Genomic DNA, 14,216 nt, shown 5'->3' on the forward strand with positions numbered 1-14,216 from the left:
ATAACCCTCATTCCCCGTCAAATTCCTCGACCAATCGGGCATATTTCTCTATTTTCTTCTGCACCAGGCGGTAGAGAGTTCCTTCAGGATAATTTCCGTCTTCATCCGCTTTGCCTGCAGGTATATCCGTCAGAATCTCGATGCCTTCCTCTACGTCGGCTATGGGATAAATATGGAACAAGCCTTTTTCTATGGCTTCGATCACTTCATCATTCAGCATAAGATTATCCACATTCTGATGGGGTATAATGACCCCTTCATTGCCTTTTAAGCCTTTATGCTTGCAGCTTTGGAAAAAGCCCTCTATTTTCTCGTTAACCCCGCCGATAGGCTGAATCTTGCCTTTTTGGTTTACGGAGCCTGTGACGGCTATATATTGCTTTATAGGCACATCAGATAGGCTGGACAGCAATGCGTATAATTCCGTTGAAGAGGCGCTGTCGCCCTCCACTCCGTCATACAGCTGCTCAAAGCATATATGAGCGGACAATGTAAGCGGGAACTCCTGGGCGAACTTTTCTCCCAGATAACCGGAAAGGATCAGTACGCCTTTATCATGTATGCTGCCGCTCATCTCCACTTCTCTCTCAATATTGGTAATACCCTTATCCCCTGCAAAGGTTGTGGCGGTGACCCTGCTGGGCTTGCCGAAGGCATAATCCCCCATATCCATCACCGATAGCCCGTTGACCTGGCCTACCATGGTATCTGCGGTGGAAATAAGTATCACTCCTGTATCAATAAGCTCCTGCAGCTTTTCTTCCACTCTGCCTGAGCGGTATCTTTTCTGCTCTATGGCCTTCTTCACATGCGCATCCCTGACGATATCAGATGCAGCTATCCTTGCCCAAGCGTCTGCTTCATATAATATCTCCACGATATCATTAAATCTTGTGGAAAGCTTATGCTTGTGATCTGCAAGCCTTCTGCTGTAGTCTATTATATAGGCTACTGCTGTGCAATCGAAATGCATAAGATTTTTTTCCCGGCAGTGAGAGCTGATAAATCTTGAATACTTATCAATATTTTCAGGGCTTGAAACCATTTCCATGTCAAAGTCTGCTTTTATTTTAAACAGCTTTCTGAAATCTTCGTCATAGCTGAACAGCATCTGATAAAGATAGCTGTTCCCGAGCAATATAACTTTCAAATTGAGAGGTATGGGCTCCGGCTTCAGGCCTCCTGAAACAAGACCCGTATTTGTAAAAATATTCTCTATAGCTATGCTTTTGTTTTTTAATGCTCTTTTAAGGCCGTCCCAACTCTCAGGGCTCTTGGCGATATCAGACATATTGATTATCAAGTACCCTCCATTGGCTGCATGGATTGAACCCGGCTTTATTTTTGTAAAATCGGTAGTAACAACCCCCATGTTGCTTTCATAATCAATCCGGCCCAGAAGATTGTAATATTTGGGATGAGGTTCAAAGACCACAGGCGCTCCCTTAGTCTCCCTGTTATCGATTATCGGGTTTACCTTATATTTTAATGTGAAATCCTTAGCATTGATCTTCTCCAGAATATCTATCTCTTCTTCTTTCTTCTTATCAGTTTTTCTGAAGTCTTCAATATTTTGAATCATATCCTTTTGTACAGCTTTGAGATAGCTTACTACATTCTTAAATTCTGAGTATTTTTCTATAAGCTCTCGGACAGGCTGCTCAACGGTTATAAGGGCAATCTTTCCCTCCAGCTGCTCTACCTTGTCCCTGGCGGACTTCTCCATATCCCTCACTTGCTTTAAATACTCCATAAGCTTTTTTTGTACAATATAGGATTTTTCTTCTATTTCTTTTCTTTTAGAGACATCCAGATTTATAAAATCTCCTTCTTCCATAGGCTTACCGTCAGCCACGGGAATGGTAAGGAGCCCTTGCTCACTTCTTTTAAGCATGAAGCCCTGGTCCTGGGCATATTTATTGAAAGACTCCATTATATCTGAGCTTTCGTCTTGAAAAGCCTGCAGTATCTCACTTTTTTGCTTCTCATATTCTTCGCCCTCAAAGGCCTTGGGTATCTTCATCCTCAACATCTTTACAAGCTTCTTCATGTCTTTTACAAAGGTATTTCCTGTACCGGAAGGCAGATTAATAGCGATGGGGCGATCCGGATTTCTAAAATTATATACATAGCACCAATCCTCAGGAGTCTTCTCTGTTTCAGCTATTTTTTTTGCTATGGACCTTGTGTAGCTGCTCCTGCCTGTACCCGTCAAGCCTGCTACAAAGATATTATAGCCCTCTCTTTTTATGGTAAGGCCGAACTCCATGGAGGAAACTGCCCTTTCTTGGCCGATTATGCCATCCAAAGGCTCCAGTTCTTCTGTGGTTTGAAAGCCCAATTCTTCGCATCTGCATCTGTTAGTGAGCTCATCGACTTCTAATTCTCTATATCTACTCATGGAGACCCCCCTATCTAAAGCTTTTCCGTTAACAAAATCTACTTCTTGGCTATTGCTTGTCTTGCTGCTGCAGCAATATCCTTGGCGCTGATACCGTATAATTCTACCAGCTCCATAGGTTTCCCCGATTGGCCGAATACATCTTTTATACCCACTCGTACCACAGGTACGGGATATTCTTCACATAGCACTTCGGCTACTGCTCCGCCAAGTCCTCCTATAATATTATGCTCTTCAGCGGTAACAATTGCTCCTGTTTTTTTGGCTGATCCAATTATTAGATCCTTATCAATGGGCTTTATGGTATGCATATCTATGACTTCTGCACTTATGCCTTCTTCTTTCAGCATTGCGGATGCTTCTATGGCCAGATGAACCATAAAACCCGCAGCGATTATGGTCACATCCTTGCCTTCTTCTACCAATATCCCTTTTCCTATTGTAAAATCTATGTCCTCTTTATATACTTCAGGCACTCCAAGCCTGCCAAGCCTTATATACATAGGTCCGTTATATTGTATTGCTGCTTCTATGGCCTTCCTGGCAGACAGAGCATCAGCGGGATTGACTATAGTCATATTTGGTACTGCCCTCATTATCGCCACATCCTCTATGGCCTGATGGGATGCTCCGTCCTCTCCCAATGTAATCCCTGCATGAGTAGCAGCGATCTTCACATTTAGCCTGGGATATGCTATGGAGTTTCTTATCTGCTCAAAAGCCCTGCCTGTTGCAAACATGGCAAAGGTGCTGGCAAAAGGAATTTTGCCGCAGGTAGCAAAGCCAGCCGCAGTCCCTATAAGATCCTGCTCGGATATGCCCATATTAAAAAATCTGTCAGGATACTTTTTCTTAAAGTCATGGGTTTTGGTGGATTTTGAGAGATCGGCATCCAAAACCACCACATTCTTATATTTTTCGCCCAGTTCTGCTAAAGCCGCTCCATAGGCTTCTCTAGTTGCAATATTACCCATTATTTCAAAACCTCCAATTCCTTTAAGGCCTGCTCTTTCTGCTCAGCATTTGGGGCTACACCGTGCCAGCCTACTTCATTTTCCATAAAGGAAATTCCCTTGCCCTTTACTGTGCTTGCAATTATGACGGTAGGCTTGCCCTTAGTACCCTTAGCTTCTTCTACAGCCTTTTCTATTTGCAGCAGATCGTGGCCGTCTATGGAAATAGTGTGCCAACCAAAAGCTTTCCACTTATCTTCTATAGGATTTACATTCTTTACTTCTTCATTGGTTCCATCTATCTGCAAACCGTTATGATCTATAAATATGGTCAAATTATCCAGTTTGTAATGCGCTGCGGTCAAAGCAGCCTCCCATACCTGACCTTCTTGAAGCTCTCCGTCTCCAAGGAGTGCATATACTCTGTAAGACTTGTTATCCAGCTTTGCAGAAAGAGCCATACCGTTTGAAACAGATAAGCCTTGACCCAATGAGCCTGTAGACATATCCACTCCCGGTGTGCCTTTCATGTCCGGATGGCCTTGAAGCATTGCATTTGTTTTCCTCAGCTTCATCAGTTCCTCTTTGGGGAAATATCCTTTCTCAGCCAAGGTGCTGTATAGCACCGGAGCTCCATGACCCTTTGAAAGTACAAATCTGTCCCTGTTTTCATCCTTAGGGCTGCTTGGGTTTACATTCATTTCCTTAAAATAAAGATAGGTCAAAATCTCAACCGCCGATAAAGATCCTCCCGGATGACCTGATTTTGACTCAGCAAGCATCGTAATTATATCTTTGCGAATAGCATTTGCAGTTGCTTTTAATTCTCCTAAAACTCTGTTTTCCATAGTTACCTCCTTAATATTAGAAGCTCAGGGCTACGGGGCAATTCACCTTGTACCCCAGGGCACCTTCTCTTGCCCCTTCGGGGCAATTCACCTTGTCTTTGCATCGTAAAAAGCCAGGGCTATAAATTTGGGCAGCTTCAGCATTCGAAAGAATCTTTTGGGTTCTTTCAGCAGCCTGTACAACCATTCCAGGCCGGTCTTTTGATAAAACTCGGGTGCCCTTTTAGATCTTCCGGCAAGGATATCAAGGCTTCCGCCGACGCCCATAGCAATCTTAGCGCCCAATCTATGCCTGTTATTATAAATCCATTTTTCCTGCTTTGGGGCCCCCAAAGCCACAAATATTATATCCGGCCTTTTCTGAATTATATCATCGATGATATTCTTTTCCTCTTCCTCATCAAAGTACCCATTATGAAAGCCTGCTATTTTTATGCCCGGATATTTATCGTTGAGTCTTTGTGATGCCTCCTCTGCCACTCCTTCTTTTCCTCCAAGGAAATATATGCTTTTCTTTTCAGAATAGGCGATTTCAATCAGTTTAGTCATAAGCTCGCAGCCTGCCACCTTTTCTTTAAGCGGCATACCATAAAACTTTGAGGCTATGACCAAGCCGATGCCGTCAGGTATGACCAGGTCACCGTCGTTCAGTATCTCTGAAAAATCACGGTCCTTCACTGCATCAACAAGAAATTCGCTGTTTGGTGTAAAGATCATCTTCGTTTCATCCTGCCGCAAAAAATCCAAAAGCCTATCTTCTGCCTCTTCAAAGGTTACTTTGTCTATATTAATTCCTACTATTTCAACAGTATCCCTCATATTCCCACCTTCTCAGCTTTCATCAGTTCATAGGCCAAAGCTGCATTTTCTTTAGCTTTTTTCTTCATGACTTTCATAGTATTTTCCAGTCTCTTTTTCTTATCCCAATAACCTTGCATTATTTCATCAACCCTCATGCTTATCATATCACTGCTTATGCTTTCTACATTGCCGGCATCGCTCTGGCCTATATAGTCCAGATAACCCTTTATCTTGGGATCATATATGAGGCCTATCATAGGCGTTGCAGTGATGGAAGAGTATATAAGGGTATGAAGCCTCATAGCTATTACCAGCTCCATATGCCCCATTATACCGATCAGTTCCTCCGGCGCATAGGTTTTTGATAAAACCCTATGGGGCACATTCATTTTTTCCGCTGTCTTTATCATTACCTCTGTATCTGATTGATACATGGGTATAAAAACAGGCAGCAAATTGTACTTTTTATATATATATTCCAGAGAAGCAGCCAGCTGCACCTCAAGATCCCTGGACAGCTTCCACTTTCTGATGTTTATTCCTATATAATTAGAATCAAGGGGCAATCCTTCTTTTTTAAAGATTGCGTCTATAGTCTCCTTACCCGCAGGCATAGTAGTGAGCACCGGATCTGCCGTTACCATTATCTTCGGTTTCTGCACACCCATGCTGTTCAACAGCTTCAGCGAGTCCTCTTCCCTTAGTGTTATCATATCTACATTATCAATTACCTTTTTTACTCTTTTCATATTAGTCCCGGAACTTATAGGACCTATTCCATTGGCATAGAGCATGATTTTTTTATTATACAATAAGCCGATACGTATAATGGATAAATAATACAATAAGGATCTGGTGCTTGTCACATCCTGCAGCAGGCTGCCCCCGCCGCTCAGCAGCAAATCGCACCCGCCTATGGCCTGAGCTATGCTTTTAATGTTCAGCCGGTTTACTGCATTTATCCCATATTCGGCACTTGTTTTGGCGGGATTGTTGGATAAGGCCGTTATCTGAATATCAGGGTCGATTTCTCGAAAATCCCGAACTATAGACTTTAAGATTGCTTCGTCGCCGCTATTGCCAAATCCATAGTATCCTGAAATCACTACTTTCTTCATACAACGCTCTCCTATCTATTGCATTTCCTGCAAATTGGCACCTAAATTTCTCGCAGCAGATATGAAGGCTGCAAACATCCAAAAAAGTATTACAGATTTGGGCATATATAATATATGCTCTGCAATACCATGAACCATTATTGATAAAAAACCGCCTAAAAGCCCTACAGAAACGTAACTGAAATATCTATCCTTGGTCTTTTTCGCAAACTTTATTGTTGATATAAAGATCGAAAGAACCACCCAGATAAAAGTCAACATGCCGAATATACCCATTTCAGCCATGATCTCAAGGTACATATTATGGCTATGCCATGCCCTGCTGCCTTTTATGCCGTATTCCAGAAAAGTATTCTTGAAAGCCCAATAACCATAACCCACGCCTGTGATCCAGAAGTCTTTTATCATATTGATGGTGCCTTCCCATATATATGTCCTATAGGCATTTGAAGTATCCTGAACATTGCCTATGGTATTTATCCTCTGCAGGACTACATTAGGCAAAAGCGGTATAGCAGCTATGCCTCCTGCAATAAAGAGAGGGATAAATTTGGCCATCTTCAATAATACAAACAGCATGGCGGCAGAAACAAATCCAAGGTAACCGCCTCTGGAAAAGGTTAATACGAGGCATACGAACATAACACCGGCTATTGATCCCATGATTATTTTATTAAGCCATTTCCTGTATACAAATACCAATGTTATCGCAACAGGCAATATGTGCTCCAGATATTCGGCAAAGACATTTGGATTGCCGAAGGTTCCCACTACCCTGGTCTCTAAATCAGGGTTCAAATTCACATCGACCCAGGCCTTGCTGGTAGTTCCAAGGGTGAAATACTGCATTATCCCGTAGATGGACAATATAAATGCAGTAATAATAAAAATCTTCATAGCCTTATCAAAGTCTTTTTTGGTCTTTAATGTGTTGACAATCACAAAATACAATGCCAGACTCACAAGGCTTACCACAAGATTTTGAGCGCTCAGCACGGGTTCAACGGATATGAGCGTGGTGATTATCTGAACCAGTGCAAAAGCCATCAAAGGCATTGCAACCGGATCCTTAACAAAATCTTTCTCTTTGTTCACCGCAGTCTTGATGAAAAACGAAAATACCACCACTGCTGCAAATATCAGCGTGGCTTCGTTAGGTAAAAAAGGCAATGCTATAATTAAAGCATATAAGCCCCAAAGCGGACTATTGAGAGTTAAACCGGAGATCCCAATACCTCCCAACAGCTTTAAAGCAGTTTCCACACAAACACCTCCTAGTCCATACCTTCCCAGAATTCATACAGGCATCTCATAAAAATGCTGCCGGATACAATTCCTGCTATGCTTTCTTTAGCTTGAGCCCTTGCACCTGATGGCTTCATCCTTTTGATCAGGTTAATATATTTGCTCTCTGCAATCCCCTGCTCCAGACTGAATTTGCTGTTGAAAAAATCAGCCACAGCCAAAAATGACTGTGTGAAAAGCTTATAGGATAGCGAATTCCTTTGGGTCTCGATATTGAAAATTCCACTCATCATCTGCCCAAAAACACTGTCACTCCATATATTTTTAAAGGAGTGCCTGATGCTTTTAGTAAATTTGCAAAAATAGCTATATCTATAGGCTTTCTCAAACCCATCACCAAGGTTCATAGCAAAAGATATTATTTTACTGTTATCATACATGCCATAATCCCCTTACTCATTCATGATCAAATCGTACACAAAACCTCTTACTCCGAACTTTCTTCCCTTTACGGCTACGGGATAACCTACCCTTACCTCTTGATTTCCCATATATACTCCGGTTTTGCTTACTACAGCGTCGCCTTCTATATATATCTTGACATCAAATCTATTTGGTATTTCTGCCTCAACCATCCTGCCATCAGCAGTATTGACCATCTTCGTTGCAGGCAGGGCCTCTTTCTTTACAATTTTACCATAGACGGTATTCTTGTCATAGTCCTTGGCAATTTCGCCTTCTTCAATAGCATTATAGGTCACATCCCTGACCTCCTGGATCATATACACCATAGTCACTTTTTCAGTGTTCACCGCAACGGTAGGATTTACTTTAAATACCTTATAAGCGCCAAATCCTATAAGAGCTATCAATACAATACTAATAAACAGATCGATGATGTTTATCAATCCGAAAAGTCTTCCCCTTTTATCTATTATTTTCATCCGTATTCCTCTCTTTCTTGTTTTCAAGCATAATATCGTATATATTTATATGATTTAAAGCTAAATTCTTCAGAGAATAGTTCTTGTCAGCCTTCTTGTACAGAGCTTTTCCCATGGCCTTGCTCCTTGCCTCATCTTCAATCATAAGGCTTAGCTTCCTGCTCAGCTCATTGCTGTCGCCGGCCTTAAACAAGTACCCGTTCTCTCCGTCTTCTATAAGCATAGGTATGCCTCCCACCGCTGATGATATCGTCGGCTTCTCCAGCCTGGCGCCTTCCAAAAGCGCATAGGGAAAGCTCTCGCTATAAGAAGTCAGCACATTGATATCAATAGCATTCAAAATATCATAGGGAGCATCTCCAAAGCCTATAAAATGAACATTGTCTTCTATGCCAAGCTGCTTGATAAGATCATCTAAGGCAGGCATCTCTGTGGATTCGCCTGTAATCAAAAAATGGATGTCCTTATTGGCGGCTAGTATATCGGCTGCGGCTTTAATAAATATTTCATGCCCTTTGACGGGATGAAGCCTGGCCAAAATACCGATAAGCTTTTTATCCTTTAAGCTTATTAAGCCTCTTTCTTCCAAAAACTTTTCCCGGCTTTTATAGCTTATATCTTCATCAAAATCCATACCATTATACACAGTGAAAATCTTATCCGCAGGAAAGCCTCTTCCTATCAGCATTTCCTTGAAGCTTTCAGATACAGCAATAAAATAATCAAATTTTTTGAGCGCAAATACGTTTAAGTTGGTATAAATTATATGCTTGTACAAATTTCCCTTGAAATCCAGCATAAAATCACTATGTATTGTTGTAACACAAGGGATTGGAAGCTTGTTTTTGATGAATCTGGTGATAAAATTAGCCCTCGCGCCGTGGGAATGAATCAAAGTAAAGCCTTCATCCTTTATCAGCTTTACCAAGGTATCTATGACCTTCAAATCATACCTGCGCTGCTGAGGAAGTACCATTATATCTATGCCCATATCTCTCGCTTCCTGGGCAAAAGGCCCTTCCATGAAGCATACTATCTTTACGGTCAGGTTCTTCTGCAATTCTTTGACCAGAGTTAAAACATGAGTCTTTGCACCGCCTACATCCCCACCGCTAATTAAGTGCAGCACCTTTTTCACTATCCTCTACCCTCCTAACCGGGTCAGCCCCCGCATTTTGAAACAAAGCAATCTCCTTCTTTATCTTTAAGCCTTTAAAATATGCCGGTATCATAAAATATATGCTGTACATCTGTCTGAAGGAGGATGAAATCCTGTTGTCTTTGTTATATTTATTATAAGCAATTTCATAGGTTCTTAATTCGATTCTTTTGAACAGCTCAGCCCCTTCTTTTGATGAGGCTAAAATCCTGTTAAGCCTATTCATGGCAAATATGGATTCAAAGCTCATAGTCTGAGAGCTGTAGAAACTCATGGCATCCGATTTTGCCTCCAGGTATCCGGTGCAGTCAAAATAGTGAGAAACTCCATAGACGCTTATTGGAGAGTTGATTTCATAGCAATAGGTATCGTATTCCTTATGGCCTCTAAACATCTTCAACGAAGCAAGATATATGCCGCTTACTGCGGTATGGTCGCTATGCCCGTCTAAAAAGTATGGAATAAAGACTGCATCAGGCCTATAATCATCTATGGTTTTTGCAACATCCTTTATCGCCCTTTCGTCATCAGGCTTCAAGGACCCGTCCGGACATCCAAGAAATACCGGCTCTTCCATGCCCATATTCTCAGCCAGTCTCATTGCCTCCAATTTTCTCATTTCCTTCATGGCATCAGGAGTCAATTCATCGCTTACGCTCCGGGAGCCGTCTGTCATATATACACATTTTACAGCGCCTTTGCTCTCTAAAGCTTTTTCTATCAAGCAGCCGCAGCCTAAAATTTCATCATCCTGATGCGGTGCAAGTATCAGCAGTTTTTTCCCTGCAAGGTCTATCTCTTTGATCCCTTTGGCTCTTGCCTTTACAAAGCGCAGATACAAGCCTAACACCATATTGTTAATAATTTTTACAGGCTTTGCAAGCAGCTTCTTTAATATATCCTTCATATCTTAGATATCCACCCCCCGCAAAAATTTTATCACTGAATTTTCATATGTTACCTACGCCACGATAAACGAAAGCATTTCCTGTCATTGTTATGAATACACTCAATAGAAAGCCGCAATTAACTAAGAGTGGCTCATTCACCACTCCAAAACTGTAAAATGAGTGGTATATGGTCTTAGGTGGCCAATGAAACGGGAACTGACATACCTAATTCTTGTAACTTTCTAATGTAGTATTTGGCTTTTGCCTCTGCATTGAACTTTGTATAGTAATCATTGCCTAAGTCTTTAAAACGAACATTGTCCTTTAACATGTGATATATTGCAATAAGCATGGAATGTGCCACTGCAACAGTTGCTCTGTTTGCACCGCGCCGTACGACTAAACGTTCATATTGGGCATGGAAAAAGCTATCTTTATCATTTTTAGCTGCTTTTGCACACTGAATAAGTATACTTTTTAAATATTTGTTGCCCTTGTTGCTTTTTCCACTTTTACGCTTGCCGGCACTTATGTTGTTTCCAGGACATAGCCCTGCCCAAGAAGCTATGTGTGCATCGGTAGGAAAACGGCTCATGTCTATTCCTATCTCTGAAACAATGACTTCGGCACTGCGTTTGCCAATGCCTGATAGTTCATCAATCTTTTTGATTGCATCTTCGTAGTCTTTCATCTGGTTATCAATGATGTCATCAAGATTTTTGATACGTTTGGTCATATCATCGATATGATCCAAGATGGCTTTAACAAGCTGCTTTTGTATCGGCGAAAGAAAACCATCCATAGCTAGAAGAAGATCCGCTTTTTTTTCTAGCATAGAGGGGTGAATCAAATCCCCGATGTTTTCTTTATTTACTTCTCCGACGAGAGCCTGTTCAAGCAACTTGCGACTGCTTACACCAGTAAGGTCAGAAACGAAAGAGCTTAGCTTTATGTTAGCACCTTCTAGTGTTTTTTCGAGACGATTAATCTCTCTCGTAAGCTCTTCAATCATGTTCTTGCGGTAACGTGCTATTTCGCGAAGTTCACGTTGTTTTCTGTCAGGAATGTAACTTGCCCTTAAAAGACCATGTTGTAACAATTGGGCAATCCATTCCGCATCCTTAACGTCAGTTTTGCGGCCGGGAACATTCTTCATGTGATGGGCATTAACAACCATGACATCAAGGTTTAGTAACTCTAATATGTTGTAGATAGGTTTCCAGTAAGCACCTGTGCTTTCCATGGCAACCATCTGACAACGATTTTCAAGGAGCCAGTTACCAAGCTCTTTGAGACTATGGGTTAAGGTGTCGAAGTTACGAAGCTCTGCTTTATTCCCGTTTCTGAAGCAGGCAACAATAACTTTTTTGTGTACATCAATCCCACAACAACGCTCATAAACAGTTTGCATAAAGAATTCTCCTTTGCTACTAATAATTATGGCGTTATCCCTGTCTTAATAGCTACATTGCTATACGTCCTTCGAGGACAATTTGTGGTGCTGCAACAGGGATACTTACAAATTCTGAGTCGACCTCATTGTGACAATGACACTCGAACTCATGCCATAACTAAAGTATATCCAAGAAAGTAAGGAGATAACGGTTTGTATTCGTTTATCGTGGTGCGGATAACGCGTAGTAATTCTGAAGGAGCAAAGCGACTGAAGGATCTTAAATTAGATCCTTCGGGCAGAGCCCTCAGGATGACAAGGTCGCTGGGCTTACATAACAATGAAGTCTCGTTCAAATATAATCCGAATCTCCTATAGTAACATACCAGTTTTTATAGTCATAGATGAAATCCTTCATAGCCGCTGCCGTATCTCCAACAGGCAGAGCCGTCAGCACCGAAGGCGAGCGAAGCTGCAAGAACGCCAGCTTTGTCAACATTTCTGCATAAAACCACTCTTTTATCATCCAGCAAGAAATAGCGCAGGCTCCGCTGTCCTTTAAGTATTTTTCAGCTTCATTGATCAGGTCTGCTGCCCCATCCTTATGTTCCTTAATGCAGATCAAATCTGCAATATGACCCAGAAGCAGCGTTTCCCCGGCTTTGCCCGGCTTATCTTCCAATGCCGCAACTATATACCCTATAAGTTCATCATTTTTATAAGCCGCAAAAGCCTTATACCCTTGAGGCCCGTTAATATACCTCCAGTTGAGGTATTGTGAGCTGCGCTCGATAGAAATAGGATATTCATTTTTTACTTTATCCCATAGCGTATCAAAATCCTGGTCAAACGATTTAACTTCCCTGATATCATAGATCTTTGGCTTTTTAAAAATTATATTTCCGGCTTTGCCATAGAGGTCAAAAAGAGCTCCTCCAACAGCATTGATGATCTTTTTGCCGGAAAACATGCCCAAAGCCTTTCTTCCTTTTAGTATTTTTATATACTGGGGAATCTGGCAAACCTTCTTTATGTTGATTTTATTCAACGATGCCATATATGCAGCTTCGTTGGGAAAATTAAACCTCAGCTGCATGTCTTCCTTTCTCATATCATCAACAGCTGCCATAGCCATATTCTCAAATATGCCCATCTTTCTATGATCTTTATCTACCATTGCGTCAACCGACTGGCCTGCCTGGATGCTTTCCCCCAAAAAGTTCACTCTAAATCTCCAAATGCAAGAGAGCCCCAGGATTTTATCATCTTTGACAGCCAGCTTTATTATAGACTTGCCCTGGGGATTATCTTCATTCTTCCATTTGAAATGCTTAAGGTCTATATTCTTTCCAAAAACCTCTTTGAATAATCCAGATACCCCTGGCCAACTGTTGTCCTCATAGTCCTTTATCGTGTAATCCGGGTTCAATAAATCTCACCTCTAACCTGACTCAATAGTTTATCTTTAATATTATAGCATATATGAAGATGTATAGACATAAAAAAAAGCCCTCAAAGGGGCAGAAACTATGTAATTAAATTTATTATTCTGTCATAAATAACACGCCCAGCGTGTTTGGCCCGCAGTGAGACGAGATCGTACATCCTGCTCGGGTGACCAATATTTCCCTAAATCCGGCAATATCTTGTATGGTTTTCTTTACAAGATCAATTCGTTCTTGAGATATGCCGGAATGGGTGATAAAAATCCTATCAAGCTTAATATTCGGATATTGTTCAAGCTTATCTGCAGTGTATTGCTTAAGCACTTTATCCAGCGTACCCCGATATTTTTTACCTACGCTCATTTTTCCGTCTGCAATATCCACTTCAATGCAGGGCTTTATGTTTAATATATTTGCCCCCAAAGCCGCCAATGCTGAGCATCTTCCGCCTGCGTGCAAAAATTCAAGAGTGTCGATTATAAAGCTGGCGTGAACCTCAGCTTTTATGTCATTTATTTCCTGCACGATCTTGGGAGCTTCCATCCCTTGGGCTATGCGCTCAGCCGCTTCTATGGCGAGCAAACCCGTGCCGGTTGAAAGGCTGCAGGAATCAATGGGATAAACATTGCCAAGCTCTTGAGCAGCTATGCAGCAGTTTTGATATGACGAAGAAAGCCCGGAGCCAAGATTGAAATGGATAACCGAGTATCCTTCATCAGTCCATTTCTTGAAATAGTCTATAAACTCCTGAACATTAATTGCTGCAGTTTTGGGTATTATATGATAACGGCTATAAGCATTATAGATATCGTCTGCAGTTATGTCCATACCATCCTTATATTGATCATTGCCTAATATGACGTGCAAAGGACGGATATTTACCTGATAGCGTTCCTTCAGCATATCATCAAGATCACAGGTGCTGTCTGCACTCAATACGATTTTGCCCACCATTTTCACCTCAAAATTTATAGTATCGATCATACAAAAAGACTTATCATAGTACTTATATATTTCAA

13 protein-coding genes are annotated in these 14,216 nt (G+C 41.5%); all 13 read right to left on the minus strand.

Annotated features, from left to right (window positions below):
* Positions 1-7 precede the first annotated feature (7 nt).
* Positions 8-2,401, minus strand: coding sequence for a Lon protease family protein (locus LJD61_RS18265; RefSeq protein ID WP_255228996.1), 2,394 nt, complete (start codon positions 2,399-2,401; stop codon positions 8-10).
* Between the two features lie 38 nt (positions 2,402-2,439).
* Positions 2,440-3,375, minus strand: coding sequence for a transketolase family protein (locus LJD61_RS18270; RefSeq protein ID WP_255228997.1), 936 nt, complete (start codon positions 3,373-3,375; stop codon positions 2,440-2,442).
* Complete coding sequence (locus LJD61_RS18275; protein ID WP_255228998.1) at positions 3,375-4,202, minus strand: transketolase; 828 nt, start codon at positions 4,200-4,202, stop codon at positions 3,375-3,377. The genes LJD61_RS18270 and LJD61_RS18275 overlap by 1 nt, the downstream gene beginning before the upstream one ends.
* An 87-nt stretch (positions 4,203-4,289) precedes the next feature.
* On the minus strand, positions 4,290-5,021 hold the full coding sequence (locus LJD61_RS18280; RefSeq protein WP_255228999.1) for a WecB/TagA/CpsF family glycosyltransferase: 732 nt from the start codon (positions 5,019-5,021) through the stop codon (positions 4,290-4,292).
* On the minus strand, positions 5,018-6,121 hold the full coding sequence (gene csaB, locus LJD61_RS18285; protein ID WP_255229000.1) for a polysaccharide pyruvyl transferase CsaB: 1,104 nt from the start codon (positions 6,119-6,121) through the stop codon (positions 5,018-5,020). The genes LJD61_RS18280 and csaB overlap by 4 nt, the downstream gene beginning before the upstream one ends.
* A gap of 15 nt (positions 6,122-6,136) precedes the next feature.
* On the minus strand, positions 6,137-7,384 hold the full coding sequence (locus tag LJD61_RS20625; protein ID WP_255229001.1) for an O-antigen ligase family protein: 1,248 nt from the start codon (positions 7,382-7,384) through the stop codon (positions 6,137-6,139).
* 11 nt (positions 7,385-7,395) lie between these two features.
* Positions 7,396-7,806, minus strand: a complete 411-nt coding sequence (locus LJD61_RS18295; RefSeq protein ID WP_255229002.1) for a hypothetical protein — start codon at positions 7,804-7,806, stop codon at positions 7,396-7,398.
* A gap of 12 nt (positions 7,807-7,818) precedes the next feature.
* Positions 7,819-8,310 carry a DUF4330 domain-containing protein gene (locus LJD61_RS18300; RefSeq protein ID WP_255229004.1) on the minus strand — a complete coding sequence of 164 codons (492 nt, stop codon included), beginning with the start codon at positions 8,308-8,310 and terminating at the stop codon, positions 7,819-7,821.
* Entirely contained in the window at positions 8,294-9,448 is a 1,155-nt protein-coding gene (locus LJD61_RS18305; protein WP_255229005.1) for a glycosyltransferase, read from the minus strand. Before LJD61_RS18305 ends, LJD61_RS18300 begins: the two co-directional genes overlap by 17 nt.
* Positions 9,423-10,376 (minus strand): PIG-L deacetylase family protein, encoded by a 954-nt coding sequence (locus tag LJD61_RS18310; protein WP_255229006.1) that lies wholly within the window; start codon positions 10,374-10,376, stop codon positions 9,423-9,425. Before LJD61_RS18310 ends, LJD61_RS18305 begins: the two co-directional genes overlap by 26 nt.
* A 176-nt stretch (positions 10,377-10,552) precedes the next feature.
* Positions 10,553-11,770 (minus strand): IS110 family RNA-guided transposase, encoded by a 1,218-nt coding sequence (locus LJD61_RS18315; RefSeq protein ID WP_255229007.1) that lies wholly within the window; start codon positions 11,768-11,770, stop codon positions 10,553-10,555.
* Positions 11,771-12,104: 334 nt separating this feature from the next.
* Positions 12,105-13,181 carry a GNAT family N-acetyltransferase gene (locus LJD61_RS18320; RefSeq protein ID WP_255229009.1) on the minus strand — a complete coding sequence of 359 codons (1,077 nt, stop codon included), beginning with the start codon at positions 13,179-13,181 and terminating at the stop codon, positions 12,105-12,107.
* A 115-nt stretch (positions 13,182-13,296) separates the two neighbouring features.
* Positions 13,297-14,181, minus strand: a complete 885-nt coding sequence (locus LJD61_RS18325) for a DegV family protein (protein WP_255229011.1) — start codon at positions 14,179-14,181, stop codon at positions 13,297-13,299.
* Between the last annotated feature and the right edge of the window lie 35 nt (positions 14,182-14,216).

Source organism: Lutispora saccharofermentans (genome assembly GCF_024363565.1).
GTDB classification, from domain to species: domain Bacteria; phylum Bacillota; class Clostridia; order Lutisporales; family Lutisporaceae; genus Lutispora; species Lutispora saccharofermentans.

Excerpts from the sequence above, each read along its gene's own strand:
- LJD61_RS18270 (WP_255228997.1), bottom strand. The coding sequence starts at position 3,375 with ATGGGTAATATTGCAACTAGAGAAGCCTATGGAGCGGCTTTAGCAGAA.
- LJD61_RS18310 (WP_255229006.1), bottom strand. The coding sequence starts at position 10,376 with ATGAAGGATATATTAAAGAAGCTGCTTGCAAAGCCTGTAAAAATTATT.
- LJD61_RS18265 (WP_255228996.1), bottom strand. The coding sequence starts at position 2,401 with ATGAGTAGATATAGAGAATTAGAAGTCGATGAGCTCACTAACAGATGC.
- LJD61_RS18300 (WP_255229004.1), bottom strand. The coding sequence starts at position 8,310 with ATGAAAATAATAGATAAAAGGGGAAGACTTTTCGGATTGATAAACATC.
- csaB (WP_255229000.1), bottom strand. The coding sequence starts at position 6,121 with ATGAAGAAAGTAGTGATTTCAGGATACTATGGATTTGGCAATAGCGGC.
- LJD61_RS18325 (WP_255229011.1), bottom strand. The coding sequence starts at position 14,181 with ATGATCGATACTATAAATTTTGAGGTGAAAATGGTGGGCAAAATCGTA.
- LJD61_RS18295 (WP_255229002.1), bottom strand. The coding sequence starts at position 7,806 with ATGTATGATAACAGTAAAATAATATCTTTTGCTATGAACCTTGGTGAT.
- LJD61_RS18280 (WP_255228999.1), bottom strand. The coding sequence starts at position 5,021 with ATGAGGGATACTGTTGAAATAGTAGGAATTAATATAGACAAAGTAACC.
- LJD61_RS18275 (WP_255228998.1), bottom strand. The coding sequence starts at position 4,202 with ATGGAAAACAGAGTTTTAGGAGAATTAAAAGCAACTGCAAATGCTATT.
- LJD61_RS18315 (WP_255229007.1), bottom strand. The coding sequence starts at position 11,770 with ATGCAAACTGTTTATGAGCGTTGTTGTGGGATTGATGTACACAAAAAA.